This window comes from Marinobacterium sp. MBR-109, from assembly GCF_040547565.1.
Taxonomy (GTDB): Bacteria; Pseudomonadota; Gammaproteobacteria; order Pseudomonadales; family Balneatricaceae; genus Marinobacterium.
In genome coordinates this window covers 13,546-29,817 of record NZ_JBEPPZ010000006.1, presented here as the reverse complement: position 1 = coordinate 29,817, position 16,272 = coordinate 13,546, and the positions used below count along the sequence as shown (strand labels likewise).

Genomic DNA, 16,272 nt, shown 5'->3' with positions numbered 1-16,272 from the left:
CGCTGCGGCCTTTTTCGTTCAGGTGCCCCCGATGTCGATTCCAATAGCCTATCTTGCCGTGGTGCTGATCTGGTCCACCACCCCACTGACCATTGCCTGGAGCAGCGAAACCGTTGACCCGGTCATGGCAGGCTGGGTACGCATGCTCATCGCCTCCCTGCTTGGGCTGGGTCTGCTGCGCCTGTTGCGCATCCCCCTGCCACTGCATCGTCAGGCCCAGACCACCTATGCCTGTGCCTCTCTTGGGGTATTTGGTGCCATGTGCTGCACCTATATCGCCTCGCGCTACGTGCCCTCGGGGCTGATCTCCATCATGTTCGGGCTGGCACCCATTCTGTCCGCCATTCTCGGCCAGTGGCTGCTGCCTGAGCCAGCCCTGCGCGCCTACCGCTGGGTTGCCTGTGTACTGGCCTTTGCCGGGCTTGGCGTCATCTTCACCGATGAACTGGCCCTTGGTGGCAACAGCCTGCCGGGACTGCTGCTGTTGCTGCTGGCGGTAGCGCTGTTCAGTCTCAGTGCCGTACTGGTCAAGCGCACCGGCGCTCAGGTACACCCGCTGGCACATACCGTGGGGGCGCTGCTGTGGTCCTTGCCCGGTTTCGCCCTGACCTGGTGGCTGCTGGGTGGCGAGCCGCTGGTGATCGACCCAAGCAGCCGCGCCTTCTGGTCTATCCTGTACTTGGCGGTGTTCGGTTCGCTGATCGGTTTTGTCAGCTATTTTCATGTGCTGCGACACCTGCCACCCAGCACCGTGGCACTGGTCACGCTGATCACCCCGGTATTTGCCCTGCTGCTGGGACACCTGCTGAATGACGAGCCTCTGACCGCGGGCCTGTGGCAAGGTTGCCTTCTGGTCGTAAGCGGGCTGGCACTGTTTTTCTGGGGCCATCGTTTGCCACTGCGCCAGCGCCCCTGAACCGGAAAACGGCATGAAAATACTGACCCTGATCCGCCACGCCAAGTCCAGCTGGGATGACCCCGGCCTTGCAGATTTTGACCGCCCGCTGAATCGGCGCGGCCAGCGTGACCTGCCGCTGATGGTGGCCCGCATGCAGCAGCACGGCCCTGATCCCGACCGGCTGGTCTACAGTACAGCACTGCGCACTCGCCAGACGGCAGCGCCGCTGATCGAGGCGTTCGGACTGGCAGACAGTGACGCTCAGGCCAGCGACAGGCTCTATGAAGCCACTTGCGAGACCCTGCTGTCGCAGCTGCAACAACAGCCGGATGAAACTGATCATCTGATGCTGGTCGGTCACAATCCCGGGCTGCTGGAGCTGGCACAGTGGCTCTGTGCCGATGCTCCCGGGCGTTTGCCAACAGCCGCCATCGTTCAGCTTGGACTGAAACCGGACCGCTGGCGTGATCTGATGCCGAACTGTGCCGAGCCTCTGTGGCTGGATTATCCAAAACTGCACCACCCTTCCAGCAAATAGCCCGCCGATCGGCTAGAATCAGCGCCCTTCAACCCGCACGCAGACGGAGAACGGTTTTGAGCCTCTACCTGGAGACACTGGGCTACACCGCCAACATTGTAGCCCCGATTTTTTTCATTCTGTTCCTCGGCTATCTGTTGCGCCGCATGCGGCTGATTGACGAGGCGTTTGTTGCCACCGGCTCCAGACTGGTGTTCGTGATCACGCTGCCGGCACTGGTATTCATGTCCATTGCACGGATGGACTTCCACGCCGTGTTCAACCCCCAGCAGTTGGGGTACGTACTGATCACCATACTGCTCTCCTTTGCACTGATCTGGTGGATCGCCGCCCGCTGGATCAAGGCGCCTGAGGATCTGGGTGTGTTTATTCAGGGAGCCTTTCGCAGCAACTATGGCATCATCGGCCTTGCCGTCAGCTTCAACCTGTTTGGTCAGGATGGACTGGCACAGGCTTCGCTACTGTTGGCGCTGGTGATTCCGCTGTTCAATGTACTCTCCATCATTTGCCTGAGTGTCCCCATGCAGCGCAGCGAGGCGATGCGCCTGAGCGACACCCTGCTGGAGATTCTGAAAAACCCGTTGATTCTGGCGGTGCTGCTGGCGCTGCCTGTGTCATGGTTTGGGCTGCAATTGCCCGAGGTTGTGGCTCGAACCGGCAACTACTTTGCCAACCTGACCCTGCCACTGGCCCTGCTCACCATTGGCGCCTCACTCAACCTGAAAAGCCTGCACGACACCTCATCGCAGGCATTCTGGGCAACCGCACTGAAGCTGGTTATCCTGCCGCTGGTGCTGACACTGGGAGCCTGGCTGTACGGCTTTGAGGGACAGGAGCTGGCAATCATGATGGTGCTGTTTGGCTGCCCCACCGCCGCTGCCAGTTTTGTCATGGCCCGCGCGATGGGCGGCAACGCTCAGCTGGCCGCCAATATCGTACTGACAACCACACTGGGATCGGTGCTGACACTCAGCGGAGGAATCTATCTGCTGCGCCTGCTGGGCGTGATCTGAGGCGGACACAAAGGGGTAAAAGTGGATATGCTGAAATCACTGTTTACATCTCACTATGACAAGTTCGCCGCCGCCATAGTGAAAGGCGATGAAGAGCGCACTGTCAGGCTGCTGGGCAAGCTCTCGGCAGAGGCGCTGCAGCAGCTTGATGACGATGGCCGGCCGCTGCTGGAGCTGGCGATACGGTCGGGCCAACCACGCATTCTGCAGCTGTTGCTGCAGCGCACTCCCGCACCACTGCCAAAGGCAGCCTGTGGCACACCCTTGACCGTACTGGCACTGCAGCAGACCGACAACAGCCTTCATTTGCTGTCGGCACTGCTCAGAGCAGGAGCCGACAGCAACCTTATCCATGCCGGCTGTCCCCTGCTGCATCACTGTATCGAGTATTGTCGAGAAGCTGAGCTGATGCTGCATCTAAGCCGGCTGCTGGAGCATGGTGCCGATATCAATCAGCCTGACGAGAACGGCACCACATTACTGCTTCGACTGCTGCCCTCCGGCAACCTGCCATTGCTGCAGTTTCTGCTGCAGTCCGGTGCCGGATGCGAGTCCCACTGGCTGGAAAGCGTGGAGGACCCGGCACTGCTCAGTCAGCTGCACCGGACACTGGATGATATAAGGATTCGGAAGATGATGCTGGGCCGCTGAGACCTCAGGCGGCAGGCGCCACCACGCCCAGACGAGGGATCTCAATGGCGGGGCAGCGGTCCATCACAATTTCAAGCCCGGCCGCTTCGGCGCGCTCGGCGGCGGCTTCATTGATTACTCCCAGCTGCATCCAGACCGCACTGGCTCCGATTTCGATCGCCTCATCGACCACATAGCCGGCATCCACCGAGTTACGAAAAATATCGACCAGATCCACCTTGCCCTCAATTTCGGCAAGCTTGGGTACAACCTTCTGCCCCATCAATTCCTGCCCGGCCAGTGCCGGATTGACCGGAATCACTTCATAGCCACTGGCCAGCAGATAGGACATCACCTGGTAACTGGCACGGTGAGATTTGGCACTGGCACCCACCAGTGCAATACGATGGCTGCGTTCGAGCAGTGTTTTAATCTTGTTATCCTGCATCACGCGTTTTCCTTTTACAGACTGGACATTCAGGGTCGGGGCGCAGCCTGAGGCTGCGCCATTGCATTCGTTTGCCATCCAGCAGCAGCAGTCTGCCGGTCAGGGGCTCGCCAATACCGGCCAGCAGCTTGAGTGCTTCCATCGCCTGCATGCTGCCGATCACGCCCACCAGCGGCGGGAATACGCCGGATTCACTGCAGGAGAGTGACGCCTCATCACCCTCTTCATACAGGCAGCGGTAGCAGGGCGACTGTGCATCACGCGGATCATAGGCACTGATCTGGCCGTCAAAGCGAATTGCAGCCCCGGATACCAGCGGTACGCCGGCGGCAAAGCAGGCACTGTTAAGCGCAAAACGGGTGGCAAAGTTATCGCTGCAATCCAGTACCAGATCCACCTCACATACCTGACGCTCCAGCGCTTCGCCCTGCAACCGCTGGTCAACTGCCGTAATCCGGACAGACGGATTGATCGCCTTCAGTCTGGCCTCAGCCGAGCTGACCTTGGCTTCACCGCAGGCACCCTCGGCATGAATAATCTGGCGCTGAAGATTGGTCAGATCCACTCGATCATCATCCACCAGCACCAGCTCACCCACACCGGCTGCAGCCAGATAGGCGGCGGCAGGACCGCCCAGCCCTCCAAGGCCCACAATCAGGACACGCGCAGCCTGCCAGGCATCCTGACCGGCAATATCCACCTCCGGCAGCATGATGCTGCGACTGTAGCGCAGCAGCTGATCATCACTGAGCATTGTCACCTCGCAGGACTGTATCACCGCGCCAGCAGCCACCACTGACACGATCATTGCCACCGTAGTCGCGGGCACTGAACACCTGTGCATACCCCAACTGCTGCAGCAGCCGGCGTACGGCCTGCGCCTGATCGTAGCCATGTTCCAGCAACAGCCAGCCTTGCGGGCTCAGGTACTGACGGGCTGCCGCCGCGATCTGTTCGATATCGGCCATTCCCTTGCGTTCGGCAATCAGTGCGCTCAAAGGTTCAAAGCGCACATCGCCCTGCTGCAGATGTGGATCATCCGGATCGATGTAGGGCGGATTGCTGACGATCATGTCAAACTCACCATCCAGCGGCTCACACCAACTGCCCTGGCGAACTTCAACATTAGTCAGTTCATGTTCGGCTGCATTGATCTGTGCCAGCTTTACCGCATCCGGCTGCAGATCGGTGGCCACCAGCTGCCATCTGGGGCGTTCGCTGGCCAGCGCCAGTGCCAGAGCACCGGTTCCGGTACCCAGGTCTGCCACCCGAGCCGTATCGGCATCCAGTCGCAGCAGTGCCTGTTCCACCAGCACTTCGGTGTCCGGACGGGGAATCAGGGTGGCCGGGCTTACACGCAGGCGCAGGGTCCAGAAGTCACGGTAACCCAGCAGATGCGCCACCGGCTCACCGGCCTTGCGCCGCTCAAACAGTGCCAGAAAGGCCGCCTGCTGATGAGCGGTCAGGGATTTTTCCGGCCAGGTAAACAGCCAGCTGCGCGGCTGTTGCAGCACTTCGCACAGCAGCAATTCGACATCCAGACGTGCACTGTCGCTGACCGCTTCCAGCTCGGTTGCCCGGCCAAGCGCAGCGGCAATGGTCAGACAGTCACTCACCGGACAAGGCGCCCAACTGCTCGGCCTGATATTCGGTACGCAGCGGCTGAATCACCTGATCCAGGTCTCCGGCCATCACTTCGTTCAGGCGGTAGATCGTCAGATTGATACGGTGATCGGTCAAGCGCCCCTGCGGGAAATTGTAGGTACGGATGCGCTCGGAGCGATCACCTGAACCGACCAGACTCTTGCGTGTACTGGCCTGTGCTACCTGCTGCCTGTCCAGCTCAGCCTGCTTCAGGCGTGATGCCAGCAGCGCCATCGCCTTGGCGCGGTTCTTGTGCTGTGAGCGCTCTTCCTGACACTCCACCACCAGCCCGGTGGGCAGATGGGTAATGCGGATCGCGGAGTCGGTCTTGTTGATGTGCTGACCGCCGGCACCTGAGGCGCGGAAAGTATCCACACGCAGGTCGGCCTTGTTGATTTCGATCTCGGCAGACTCGTCCAGCTCAGGCATGATCGCAACCGTACAGGCCGAGGTGTGGATGCGTCCCTGCGACTCGGTCTCGGGGACACGCTGTACACGGTGGGCACCGGACTCAAACTTCAGCTGGGCATAGACATCCTGACCGGCCACCCGGCTGATGATCTCCTTGTAACCGCCGTGTTCCCCCTCGCTGGCGCTGATCACCTCGACTCGCCAGCCCTTGCGCTCGGCGTAACGGGAGTACATGCGAAACAGGTCGCCGGAAAAAATCGCGGCCTCATCACCGCCGGTTCCTGCGCGAATTTCCAGGAAGACGTTGCGGTGATCATTGGGGTCCTTCGGCAGCAGCAGAATCTGCAGCTCGGCTTCCAGCTGCTCGATGCGCTCGCGGGCCGACTCGATCTCTTCGCGCGCCATTTCGCGCATCTCGGCATCGTCTTCCTGCAGCATCTGTTCGGCGGAGGACTGGTCCTCTACCGCCTGCTGCCAGCGTGAAAAACTCTGGGCCACCGGCTCCAGCTCGGAATATTCGCGGGAGTAGTCTCGAAAACGGGTCTGGTCGGAAATCACTTCAGCATCGCTGAGCAGCGCAGCCAGCTCCTCATAACGCTCGCAAAGGGACTCAAGCCGGTGTTGTATGGAGGCTTTCATCGTGACGCAGACTCCTGTTGCTGTCTCATGAACCGCTGTGGTCGGGGGGTGTAAGCTGATACAGTTCCTGTACCAGTTGCAGCAGCTCTTCACGCCCTTCGGCGGACGCCTGGCGCAGCTGAACGGTCGGTTGATGCAGCAGTTTATTGGTCAGTCCGTGGGCGAAACGCTGCAGCACGTCTTCAGCCGGTTTGCCATTGGCCAGCATGCGCATGGCTTTTTCCAGCTCCTGTGCCGCCGTTTCATGGGCACTTTGTCGCAGCAGGGTAAGTGTGTCGACCGCATCCAGCTCACGCAGCCGGCGCATGTACTCCAGTGTTCCGGTTTCAATAATGCCCTCGGCATCACGGGCCGCGCTCTGACGCTCACGCTGATTTTCCTCAATCACTTCCTTGAGGTCGTCAACCGTATACAGATAGACATCATTCAGCTCACCCACCTGCGGTTCGATATCACGCGGTACCGCGATATCCACCATGAAGATCGGCCGGTGCTTGCGTTTTTTCAGCGCCGCTTCCACGGCGCCCTTACCCAGAATCGGTAACTGGCTGGCGGTAGACGCAATCAGAATATCGGTCTGGGGCAGCTCGTCGGGGATCTGTCCCAGCTCAATGGCACGCCCGTTGAACTCCTCCGCAACGGACAGCGCACGTGCAAGCGTACGGTTTGCCACCGTAATCTGCTGCACACCGGCACGCTTGAGATGGCGTGCAACCAGCTCGATGGTCTCACCGGCTCCGATCAACAAAGCCCGGCTTTTACCCAGATCGGCAAAAATGTGTTGCGCCAGGCTAACGGCCGCATAGGCAACCGAAACCGGGTTTTGGCCGATGGCCGTCTGAGTACGCACATTCTTGGCCACCGAGAATGTACTGCGGAACAGCCGCCCCAATTCAACACTGACAAGCCCTTCGGCCTGAGACACCGAGAACGCAGACTTGAGCTGACCCAGTATCTGCGGCTCACCCAGCACCAGCGAGTCCAGCCCGCAGGCCACGCGCATCATGTGGCGTACCGCTTCATCGTCCCAGTAGGCATAGGAGCAGCGCTGCAGCTCATCCACGTCAAGGCCGTGATAACGCCCCAGCCACTCCAGCAGGGCACGGCTACCCTCCAGCTCGGTGGTAGAGCAGTAGAGTTCGGTCCGGTTACAGGTGGACAAGATCGCCACTTCGGAAAGCCGGGCATGCAGCCGCGCCTCATGCAGCGCCTGAGCCAGTTTTTCCGGTGCGAACGCCACCCGCTCACGTACTTCGACCGGTGCCGTTTTGTGATTGATCCCTAACGCCAGCAGAGCCATAGAAGGTTCGTATCACCCCATTACAGACAAGCGCGTAATCATACACCTTTGCCGCGTCCGGATTAACCCACCCGTGTCAGTTCTGCGTACAGGACTGAATAACCCGTTGTCGGGCAGGCTGCAGATGGCATGACAGCCCCGACTCAATTGCTCTATAGTGAGATTTCCAACCCATCAGGATCGGAAAAGTGCATCAGTTTATGAACAAGCCCCTGCTGATCAGCCTGATCACCAGCCTGCTGATCACCGGCTGCAGCCAACTGGAAAGGACGCCCTCCTCCGCGAATGTGGATACCCTTGAGCTGGCGCCAAGTACCACCTACGTCAAAGGCGAGTTCCATGCCGAGAGCCTGTATCAGCTGCTGAGCGCCGAACTGGCCGGAAAGCAGGGCCGTTTTGATCTCGCTCTCGATCACTATTTGAACCAGACCCGACTGACCCGAGACCCTGGGGTAGCCGAACGCGCCACGCGTATTGCCCAGTTCCTGCGTCGTACCGATGCGGTCATGGAAACCAGTCGGCTGTGGAGCGAAATCGACCCTGACAACATTGAGCCTCTGCACATACGTGCCAATATCCTGTTGCATGAACGCCAGTTTGAGGCAGCTCTGCCACTGCTGGAGCAGGTACTGGAGCAGGGGGGCGACGAGGCACTGACCCTGATCGCCGCACAGAGCGACGAGATGCCCGCCGAAGTTGCCGAGCACTACTACGACCTGCTGACCCGTCTTAGCCGACAGCAACCGGAGCAGCTCGATTACCTGCTGACACGGGTGTTGCTGCTGCGTCAGCTGGACCGAACCATGGCCGCGGCAGAACTGTTGGACGCCGGACTGCGTGTCGAGCCCGAACAGGCTGAACTGGTATTGCAGCGTGCCGAGATCTATCGTCAGCAGGGGCAACCGGCACAAGGGTTGAAGCTGGTCCAGCGCGCTCTGCGCCACGAACCCGAGCATACTCGCCTGGCGGCCTCGCGCGCTCAGCTGCTGCTGCTGTCCGGACAAACCGACGCGGCCTGGGATGCGATCCAGCAACTGCTGCGGCAACAGCAGGACAATCACCAGCTGCGCTATTATTTCGCCCTTTTATTGCTGGAAAACAACCAACCCGAACAGAGTCGCCGGCTGCTGCAACAGCTGCTGGACCAACAGCCTGACAACTCGGCACCACACTTTTACCTGGGCGTAATTGCTCAGCAACAGGAGCAGCGCGAACTGGCTCTGGAGCATTTCCTTCAAGTCGATCAGGGCCCCAACCTGATTCAGGCCTACGCTCGCGCCCTCAGCCTGTTTGAAAGCGCCGACGAACAGGCAAGGGTGGCCGCGCTGATCGAGTCAGGTCGAGAAAACCACCCGGACCAACAGGAAGACCTGATCATTCTGCAGGTCGAGTGGCTCGACCGAGTGGGCCTGCGCCCCGAGGCACTGGCCATTCTGGACCAGGCGCTGGAACAGTCCCCCGACAGCGTCAATCTGCTGTATACCCGCTCCATGCTGACCGATGCCGATCAGTCACAACGCATGATCAATGACCTGCGCCGGGCACTGGTACTGGATCCGGACAACCCGATGCTGCTTAACGCGCTCGGCTACACCCTGACTCTCTATTCGGACGAACTGGAAGAGGCGCACGCCCTGATCAGTCGCGCACTGGCGCAGCAACCGGAAGATGCCGCCATTCTGGACTCCATGGGCTGGGTTTTGCACAAGCTGGGGCGTAATGAAGAAGCTCGCCATTTTCTGCAGCAGGCCCATGCCCGCTACCCGGATCCCGAGGTGACCGCTCATCTGGTACAGGTCCTGTGGGCGTTGGACGAACAGCAACTGGCGATTGAACTGCTGCAGCAGGCACTGGCACAGCAGCCGGACAACCCGCATCTGCTGGAAGCAGCCGACGCGATCGGAGTCACGCCATGAGGGCTTTCCTGCCACTGCTACTGGTATTGTTCCTGGGTGGCTGCAGTCAGCTGCAAACCCGCGAGCCGACCATGCCGACAGATCCACGCCCGGTGTTGCAGCTTGAGCACTGGTCACTGGAGGGCCGCATCGGCATTCGCCATGACGGCGAAATCAACAGCGCCAACCTCAACTGGCAACAGCAGCCCGATGCGTACCGGATCGCGCTGACCGGGCCACTTGGCCAGGGCGGCCTGCGGATCGAAGGCAGCGACAGCGACGTCAGCCTGCAGCAGGCAGGGTCTGACGAGGTACATCGAGCAACCACACCCGAAGCCCTGATGCAGCAGCTGCTGGGCTGGCACCTGCCACTGTCGCATGCCCGCTACTGGGTACGAGGGCTTCCGGACCCAACCCTGAGCTGGCAAGGACTGGTGGATCAGCAGGGATTCACCCAGGCCGGCTGGAAGGTTGAATATGATCGCTACACTCGCGCCGGCACACTGACATTGCCGGAAAAGATACGTCTGACTCGCCCGGATCTGCGCATTACACTGGTTGTCAGCCGCTGGACAACCAACCTGCACCCCTGAACCGATCGAAAACGGCAACAAATTTGCCACAGGGGTTGATTTCGACAGGCTCTTTGTTGAGAATATGCGCCTTCTTGGAGCGTGGTCCACACCACAGGAGACGACAGGGGTATCGCCAAGCGGTAAGGCACTGGATTCTGATTCCAGCATGCGGAGGTTCGAATCCTCCTACCCCTGCCAAACACCATGACAGACTTCCTCTCTACAACATCTAACTCCGACGCAATCGAGAAGGTAATCGCCGTGTCTAAAATGATGGTCTTCACCGGCAATGCAAACCCGGAGCTGGCTCAGAAAGTTGTCGAACGCCTCGATATTCCCATGGGCAAGGCACACGTTGGCCGCTTCAGTGACGGCGAAGTAAGCGTCGAGATCCAGGAAAATGTCCGCGGCAAGGATGTATTCATCATCCAGTCCACCTGCGCGCCCACCAATGACAACCTGATGGAGCTGATTGTGTTCGCTGACGCCATGCGTCGCGCCTCAGCTACCCGCATCACGGCTGTTATCCCCTATTTCGGCTACGCACGTCAGGATCGTCGGCCGCGCTCGGCACGCGTGCCGATCAGCGCCAAGGTCGTTGCCAGCATGATCGCCAACGTGGGTATTGACCGCGTATTGACGGTTGATCTGCACGCCGACCAGATTCAGGGCTTTTTCGACATTCCGGTGGACAACGTTTACGGCTCCCCGGTACTGCTGGATGACATTGTTGATCAGCAGTATGAAGACATCATCGTGGTCTCTCCGGACGTAGGCGGTGTTGTCCGCGCCCGTGCCGTCGCCAAGCAGCTCGACTGCGACCTGGCGATCATCGACAAGCGCCGCGAACGCGCCAACGAATCTCAGGTGATGAACATTATCGGTGACGTATCAGGCCGCACCTGCATTCTGGTGGATGACATGTGTGATACCGCCGGTACCCTGTGCAAGGCTGCCAAGGCACTGAAAGACAAGGGCGCAGCCCGTGTGGTGTCCTACGTGACCCACCCGGTTCTGTCCGGCCCGGCAATCAACAACATTATCGGCTCTCAGCTGGATGAACTGGTCGTTTCCGACACCATCCCGCTGTCCGAGCAGGCGCAGAAGTGTGACAAGATTCGTCAGCTGTCACTGTCGCCTCTGCTGGCAGAAGCGGTACGCCGTGTCTGCAATGAAGAATCCATCAGCGCCATGTTCCGCTAACCGGAACGGGCACTGAACCACGGGCCTGTCCCGTGACTTGAAGGTCCACCATGGACCGCTCACATGCTGCATGCTTCTGGTCGCGGGGGTATGCAGCTTTAATATATAAGGTATATAAAACATGGCTAAATTTACTGTAAACGCTGTTGCCCGTGACGATCAGGGGAAAGGTGCGAGCCGCCGCCTGCGTCGTGAAGGTCTGGTACCGGGCATCATCTACGGCTCTTCCGAGCCGAAGGCGATCTCCGTGATCGGCAAGGACCTCTACCGCATGCTGCTGGAAGACGGTTTCTACTCGTCCATCCTGACTCTGAACCTCGACGGTCAGGACCAGCCGGTTATCATCAAGGATCTGCAGCGCCACCCGTCCAAGCCGGTTGTACTGCATGCTGACTTCCAGCGCATCGATGACAGCCAGAAGATCAAGCTGCAGGTTCCGCTGGCATTCGTGAACTTCGAAAAGTCTGCTGCCGCCAAGGCCGCAGCCAAGTTCGCTCAGGAAGCTGCCACCGTTGAAATTTCCTGCCTGCCGAAAGACCTGCCGGAAGCTCTGGAAGTGGAACTGGGCCAGATCGAAATGGGCCAGACCGCTCACCTGTCCGACATTTCACTGCCGGAAGGCGTCGAAATCGTTGCCCTGCGTCGCGGTGAAGATCATGACCAGAGCGTTGGCTACTGCTACGCACCGCGTGGTGCTCGCGCCGCCAAGTAAGTTCTGACAGACAGGCACAGGCATGAATGACCGGATTCAACTGATCGTCGGTCTCGGCAACCCCGGGACAGAGTACAGCCAGACCCGTCACAATGCCGGTGCCGAGCTGGTGGAGCAGCTTGCTGCCCACCAGCACACCTCCTTGCAACCGGAGAAAAAATTCTTCGGCCTCTATGGCAAGGTGCTGATCAACCACCAGCTGGTCCATCTGCTGATTCCCACAACCTACATGAATCGCAGCGGGCAATCTGTGGCAGCGCTGGCCAACTTCTACAAGATTCCCACCAGCGACATACTGGTCGTGCATGATGAGCTGGACATCCAGCCCGGCACCGCTCGCCTGAAGCAGAGCGGCGGACACGGCGGACACAACGGCCTGCGCGACATCATCAGCAAGCTGGGGAATGACCGAAATTTCTATCGCCTGCGTATCGGCATCGGCCACCCGGGCAGCGCCGCTCAGGTATCCGGCTTTGTTCTGAGCAAGGCTCCGGTATCCGAACGCGACAAGACGCAGGCTGCCATTGACGAAGCGCTGCGCGCTCTGCCACTCGCTGTCAGCGGCGACTGGGCACGCGCAATGAATCAGCTGCACAGCTTCAACGGCTAACCTCAACACAGGATCTGATCATGGGTTTCAAATGCGGTATTGTCGGACTTCCCAACGTCGGCAAGTCCACGCTCTTCAATGCCCTGACCAAAGCGGGCATCGACGCCGAGAACTTTCCCTTCTGTACCATTGAGCCGAATGCCGGCGTTGTCCCCATGCCGGACCCGCGCCTGAATGCACTGGCCGAAATCGTCAAGCCCGAACGCGTCATCCCGACCACCATGGAGTTTGTGGATATCGCCGGTCTGGTAGCGGGGGCCTCCAAGGGTGAAGGTCTGGGCAACAAGTTCCTGGCCAACATCCGTGAAACCGATGCCATCGCGCATGTGGTGCGCTGCTTCGAGGATGACAACGTCATCCACGTCTCCAACCGCATTCATCCGCTGGAAGATATTGAAACCATCAATATGGAGCTGGCACTGTCGGATCTGGATTCCTGCGAAAAGCAGCTGCTGCGCGTTCAGCGCAACGCCAAGGGTGGCGACAAGGAAGCCATCGCCGCCAAGGCGCTGCTGGAAAAAATGATCCCGCATCTGGCTGAAGGTCTGCCGGTACGAGGGCTCGATCTGAGCGACGATGAGCGCAAGCTGGCCCGCAGTTTCCACCTCCTGACCACCAAGCCAACCATGTACATCGCCAACGTGTCTGAGGATGGCTTCGAAAACAACCCCTACCTGGACCAGGTGAAGGAACTGGCCGCCTCCGAAGGTGCCGAGGTGGTTGCGATCTGCAACAAGCTGGAGTCTGAAATTGCCGAGCTGGAAGACGAGGAGAAACTCGAGTTCCTGCAGGAGATGGGCATGGACGAACCCGGCCTTGATCGCGTCATCCGCGCCGGCTACAGCCTGCTTGGCCTGCAGACCTACTTTACCGCCGGGGTGAAGGAAGTGCGCGCCTGGACCGTCAAGATCGGCGCTACCGCGCCTCAGGCCGCTGGCGTGATCCATACCGACTTCGAAAAGGGCTTCATCCGTGCCGAAGTGATCAGCTATGACGACTTCATCGCCCACAAGGGTGAGCAGGGTGCGAAGGATGCCGGTCGCTGGCGCCTGGAAGGCAAGGAGTACATCGTTAAAGACGGCGACGTGATCCACTTCCGCTTTAACGTCTGATTCGTTTTTTTGCTTTCAAGCCGTTGACAGGGTTACGAAAACAGGGAATAATTCGCGGCCTTGAAAGCTTATGGCAATGTAGCTCAGTTGGTTAGAGCAACGCATTCATAATGCGTGGGTCGCAGGTTCGAGTCCCGCCATTGCCACCATGCTTTCAGATACAGGGGTATAGCCAAGCGGTAAGGCAACGGGTTTTGATCCCGTCATGCGGAGGTTCGAATCCTCCTACCCCTGCCATTTTATGGCAATGTAGCTCAGTTGGTTAGAGCAACGCATTCATAATGCGTGGGTCGCAGGTTCGAGTCCCGCCATTGCCACCATGCTTTACAGGGGTATCGCCAAGCGGTAAGGCACTGGATTCTGATTCCAGCATGCGGAGGTTCGAATCCTCCTACCCCTGCCATCTTCTCCCGCACGCTCTTCACTTCTTGACCCTTGGTCGACCTGACACGCAGTGACTTTGCCGGTAATATGGGTGCTGAAAATCCCCCGTTATTCCAGGTACACAACATGAGTGGTTCCACGGACGAGCTGTTACACGCACTGGCCAATCAGGCTCAGCATGATGCACCCAGACGCAACATCAACCTGCTGTTTGCCGCCTGCGACGGCATCCAGATAGACCAGCTGCTGACCACTCTCAGAACTGCACGCTTTTCACCCCGTGGCCAATCGGTGCAAAGCAGTGACGAACTGCTCAATGTACTCAGTCAACGTTCCTGGGACCTGCTGATCTTTGCCAGCAAAGAGCATTACAGCACTGAACTGACTCCCGCCAAGGCTTTGGACCTGCTGAACCGCCTGAACCGAGACATACCGGTGATCCTGCTGTCACCGGGTCATGAATACCAGGACCCGACCCACTGGCTTGGCATCGGTGTACAGGCGGTACTCCCCGAGCGTAACAACGAACTGCTGTTGCTGGAGCTGGGCCGGCTCTACACCCAGCTGCAAACACGTCGTGAACTGCGTGACGCACAGAGCCGACTGGCACAGCTGCAGCAGCGCAGCCAGAAGCTGGTAGAAAGCTCGCCTCTGGCAATCTGTCTGCTATATAACGGCCTGATCCGATATGCCAACAAAAGCTTTGCTCACCTGTTCGGCTACGATGATGCCGAGCACCTGCTGGAACACTCCCTGCGTCAGTTACTGGAAGAGCGCTTCAGGGATGATCTGGACCAGATATTGCGAGAGTGTGATCACAGCGGCTGCGCACTGCAGCGCAACCTGACCGCCCTCAGACCGGACGACACCCGCTTCGAGGCGCGCTTCAGCTTCGCACCCACCGAATATGACGGCAACCCCTGCCTTGAGGTCGAGATCATCACCGATTTCGATGAATCGGATGAGGTGTTCCGTGACATTAACCCGATCAGCGGCCTGAGCAATCATCAGGCCTTTATGCGCTCACTGGAGATTGCCTGCAATAATGCCCGCCGCGGCGGACAGGATCGCAACCTGATGCTGCTGACACTGGACCATCTGGAAGTGATTCGCGCCGAAGTCGGCATCGACGGGGTCGACCTCATCCTGCGTGACATTGCCGGTATTCTGAAGCAGCAGGTCAGCCGCGCCCACCTGCTGGCCCATCTGGATGACAACAGTTTTGCCATCATTCTCCACACCGCAGACCCCAACAAGGCCGTCGAAATTGGAAAGCAGCTGTGTCACGCCGTCAGCAGTCATATCTGCCAGGTACAGGACACCGCCATCCATACCACGCTGTCGGTAGGTGTCGTCGTCATCAATGACAGCGCCCCGACCCCCATAGAGCTGGTGTCACGCGCCCAAATGGTGGCCGAGAGCCTGCATCACGGCAACCGGCCCGGCAATGGTGTGAGTCTTTTTCAGGAAGAGAAGACCCTGCTCTCCAGCAGCGATGCAAAAATGAGCAAGCGCTTGCTCAATGCGCTTAAGATGGATCGATTCCGCCTCCTGTACCAGCCGGTCGTGCCTCTGCGGCTGGAAACGCCGACCCAGTATTACGAGGTACTGCTGCGCCTGATGAGCGACAGTGACAAGGAGATCTCCCCTAACGCCTTCATCGCCCAGGCGATAGAGCCCGAAGTACTGGTCGAGCTGGACCGCTGGGTCATCAGCCGGGCGCTGTCAGAGCTGAGCAGCAAGCAGAACATTCAGAAGCGCACACACCTGCTGATCAACCTCTCCGGCCCGTCACTGCGCAGCACTGAGCTGGTGCAGTGGCTGGGTGAGGAGTTGCGCCACAGCCATGTCCCCGCCGAGTATCTGGTATTCGAAATCAGCGAAAGTGATGCTGCCGTTGATTTGATTGCGGCACGCCATTTTGCCCGTGCCATTCAGCAACTGCACTGCCAGGTATGCCTTAAGCATTTCGGCAGCTCACCCAACTCGGAGCACGTACGCAAGGAGCTGGATTCCGAGTTTATCAAGCTGGATGGTTCCTACATTCAGGACCTGCAGAATCGAAACCTGACACTGGAATCGCTGCAGGAGATGCTGGCACCCCTTAAGCAGCAGAACAAACTGATCATCGCCCCTCTGGTTGAAAAAACCCGCGTGATCAGCGATCTGTTCAGTGCCGGTGTACATCTGATTCAGGGGCATTACCTGCAGCCACCGCGGGAAGAGATGGATTACGACTTTTTCGAGGGATAGTGCACGG

Annotated in this window: 16 protein-coding genes and 5 tRNA genes; 16 read left to right on the top strand and 5 right to left on the bottom strand. The window is 59.1% G+C overall.

Going from position 1 to position 16,272, the window contains the following annotated elements; genetic code table 11:
* Positions 1-31: 31 nt before the first annotated feature.
* From ABIE60_RS09285 to ABIE60_RS09270, 4 genes are read left to right on the top strand one after another with little or no spacing between them, the layout of a single operon-like run.
* Positions 32-916 carry a DMT family transporter gene (locus ABIE60_RS09285; RefSeq protein WP_354469152.1) on the top strand — a complete coding sequence of 295 codons (885 nt, stop codon included), beginning with the start codon at positions 32-34 and terminating at the stop codon, positions 914-916.
* Positions 917-929: 13 nt separating this feature from the next.
* Positions 930-1,436 (top strand): SixA phosphatase family protein, encoded by a 507-nt coding sequence (locus ABIE60_RS09280; protein ID WP_354469151.1) that lies wholly within the window; start codon positions 930-932, stop codon positions 1,434-1,436.
* Between the two features lie 56 nt (positions 1,437-1,492).
* Positions 1,493-2,449, top strand: a complete 957-nt coding sequence (locus tag ABIE60_RS09275; RefSeq protein ID WP_354469150.1) for an AEC family transporter — start codon at positions 1,493-1,495, stop codon at positions 2,447-2,449.
* Between the two features lie 27 nt (positions 2,450-2,476).
* Positions 2,477-3,100 carry an ankyrin repeat domain-containing protein gene (locus tag ABIE60_RS09270; protein ID WP_354469149.1) on the top strand — a complete coding sequence of 208 codons (624 nt, stop codon included), beginning with the start codon at positions 2,477-2,479 and terminating at the stop codon, positions 3,098-3,100.
* Positions 3,101-3,104: 4 nt separating this feature from the next.
* Here the strand turns inward: ABIE60_RS09270 and ABIE60_RS09265 are convergent, their stop codons facing one another.
* The 5 genes from ABIE60_RS09265 to hemA are packed head-to-tail and all read right to left on the bottom strand — an operon-like array spanning position 3,105 to position 7,521.
* Positions 3,105-3,527, bottom strand: coding sequence for a CoA-binding protein (locus tag ABIE60_RS09265; RefSeq protein WP_354469148.1), 423 nt, complete (start codon positions 3,525-3,527; stop codon positions 3,105-3,107).
* Complete coding sequence (gene moeB, locus ABIE60_RS09260; RefSeq protein WP_354469147.1) at positions 3,517-4,281, bottom strand: molybdopterin-synthase adenylyltransferase MoeB; 765 nt, start codon at positions 4,279-4,281, stop codon at positions 3,517-3,519. The genes ABIE60_RS09265 and moeB overlap by 11 nt, the downstream gene beginning before the upstream one ends.
* A complete protein-coding gene (prmC, locus tag ABIE60_RS09255) occupies positions 4,271-5,143 on the bottom strand; it encodes a peptide chain release factor N(5)-glutamine methyltransferase (RefSeq protein ID WP_354469146.1) in 873 nt (290 codons plus the stop codon). Before prmC ends, moeB begins: the two co-directional genes overlap by 11 nt.
* Positions 5,136-6,221, bottom strand: a complete 1,086-nt coding sequence (gene prfA, locus ABIE60_RS09250) for a peptide chain release factor 1 (protein WP_354469145.1) — start codon at positions 6,219-6,221, stop codon at positions 5,136-5,138. The genes prmC and prfA overlap by 8 nt, the downstream gene beginning before the upstream one ends.
* Before the next feature lie 25 nt (positions 6,222-6,246).
* Entirely contained in the window at positions 6,247-7,521 is a 1,275-nt protein-coding gene (gene hemA / locus ABIE60_RS09245; RefSeq protein WP_354469144.1) for a glutamyl-tRNA reductase, read from the bottom strand.
* 200 nt (positions 7,522-7,721) lie between these two features.
* On the opposite strand from hemA, the gene ABIE60_RS09240 reads away from it, so the two are divergent.
* The 12 genes from ABIE60_RS09240 to ABIE60_RS09185 all read left to right on the top strand — a co-directional run bounded on the left by ABIE60_RS09240 (position 7,722) and on the right by ABIE60_RS09185 (position 16,265).
* On the top strand, positions 7,722-9,437 hold the full coding sequence (locus ABIE60_RS09240) for a tetratricopeptide repeat protein (RefSeq protein ID WP_354469143.1): 1,716 nt from the start codon (positions 7,722-7,724) through the stop codon (positions 9,435-9,437).
* On the top strand, positions 9,434-10,009 hold the full coding sequence (gene lolB / locus ABIE60_RS09235; protein WP_354469142.1) for a lipoprotein insertase outer membrane protein LolB: 576 nt from the start codon (positions 9,434-9,436) through the stop codon (positions 10,007-10,009). The genes ABIE60_RS09240 and lolB overlap by 4 nt, the downstream gene beginning before the upstream one ends.
* Positions 10,010-10,114: 105 nt before the next feature.
* Positions 10,115-10,189, top strand: a tRNA-Gln gene (locus tag ABIE60_RS09230).
* Between the two features lie 63 nt (positions 10,190-10,252).
* The gene (locus ABIE60_RS09225) at positions 10,253-11,194 is read left to right on the top strand and encodes a ribose-phosphate pyrophosphokinase (protein ID WP_354469141.1); all 942 of its coding nucleotides are present in this window, start codon (positions 10,253-10,255) and stop codon (positions 11,192-11,194) included.
* A gap of 121 nt (positions 11,195-11,315) precedes the next feature.
* A complete protein-coding gene (locus tag ABIE60_RS09220) occupies positions 11,316-11,906 on the top strand; it encodes a 50S ribosomal protein L25/general stress protein Ctc (protein ID WP_091827254.1) in 591 nt (196 codons plus the stop codon).
* Positions 11,907-11,928: 22 nt separating this feature from the next.
* Complete coding sequence (pth, locus tag ABIE60_RS09215) at positions 11,929-12,516, top strand: aminoacyl-tRNA hydrolase (RefSeq protein WP_354469140.1); 588 nt, start codon at positions 11,929-11,931, stop codon at positions 12,514-12,516.
* 20 nt (positions 12,517-12,536) lie between these two features.
* Positions 12,537-13,628, top strand: coding sequence for a redox-regulated ATPase YchF (ychF, locus tag ABIE60_RS09210; protein WP_354469139.1), 1,092 nt, complete (start codon positions 12,537-12,539; stop codon positions 13,626-13,628).
* 72 nt (positions 13,629-13,700) lie between these two features.
* Positions 13,701-13,777 (top strand) — tRNA-Met (locus tag ABIE60_RS09205).
* Between the two features lie 13 nt (positions 13,778-13,790).
* Positions 13,791-13,865, top strand: a tRNA-Gln gene (locus ABIE60_RS09200).
* Positions 13,866-13,871: 6 nt separating this feature from the next.
* Positions 13,872-13,948, top strand: a tRNA-Met gene (locus ABIE60_RS09195).
* An 8-nt stretch (positions 13,949-13,956) separates the two neighbouring features.
* Positions 13,957-14,031, top strand: a tRNA-Gln gene (locus ABIE60_RS09190).
* Between the two features lie 107 nt (positions 14,032-14,138).
* Positions 14,139-16,265, top strand: coding sequence for an EAL domain-containing protein (locus tag ABIE60_RS09185; RefSeq protein ID WP_354469138.1), 2,127 nt, complete (start codon positions 14,139-14,141; stop codon positions 16,263-16,265).
* The last annotated feature ends 7 nt before the right edge of the window (positions 16,266-16,272 follow it).

Bases quoted from the DNA above. Each gene is read 5' to 3' on its own strand.
- ABIE60_RS09280 (WP_354469151.1), top strand. From the start codon at position 930: ATGAAAATACTGACCCTGATCCGCCACGCCAAGTCCAGCTGGGATGAC.
- ychF (WP_354469139.1), top strand. From the start codon at position 12,537: ATGGGTTTCAAATGCGGTATTGTCGGACTTCCCAACGTCGGCAAGTCC.
- lolB (WP_354469142.1), top strand. From the start codon at position 9,434: ATGAGGGCTTTCCTGCCACTGCTACTGGTATTGTTCCTGGGTGGCTGC.
- moeB (WP_354469147.1), bottom strand. From the start codon at position 4,281: ATGCTCAGTGATGATCAGCTGCTGCGCTACAGTCGCAGCATCATGCTG.
- pth (WP_354469140.1), top strand. From the start codon at position 11,929: ATGAATGACCGGATTCAACTGATCGTCGGTCTCGGCAACCCCGGGACA.
- ABIE60_RS09240 (WP_354469143.1), top strand. From the start codon at position 7,722: ATGAACAAGCCCCTGCTGATCAGCCTGATCACCAGCCTGCTGATCACC.
- ABIE60_RS09185 (WP_354469138.1), top strand. From the start codon at position 14,139: ATGAGTGGTTCCACGGACGAGCTGTTACACGCACTGGCCAATCAGGCT.
- hemA (WP_354469144.1), bottom strand. From the start codon at position 7,521: ATGGCTCTGCTGGCGTTAGGGATCAATCACAAAACGGCACCGGTCGAA.
- ABIE60_RS09220 (WP_091827254.1), top strand. From the start codon at position 11,316: ATGGCTAAATTTACTGTAAACGCTGTTGCCCGTGACGATCAGGGGAAA.
- prfA (WP_354469145.1), bottom strand. From the start codon at position 6,221: ATGAAAGCCTCCATACAACACCGGCTTGAGTCCCTTTGCGAGCGTTAT.
- ABIE60_RS09270 (WP_354469149.1), top strand. From the start codon at position 2,477: ATGCTGAAATCACTGTTTACATCTCACTATGACAAGTTCGCCGCCGCC.
- ABIE60_RS09265 (WP_354469148.1), bottom strand. From the start codon at position 3,527: ATGCAGGATAACAAGATTAAAACACTGCTCGAACGCAGCCATCGTATT.
- ABIE60_RS09285 (WP_354469152.1), top strand. From the start codon at position 32: ATGTCGATTCCAATAGCCTATCTTGCCGTGGTGCTGATCTGGTCCACC.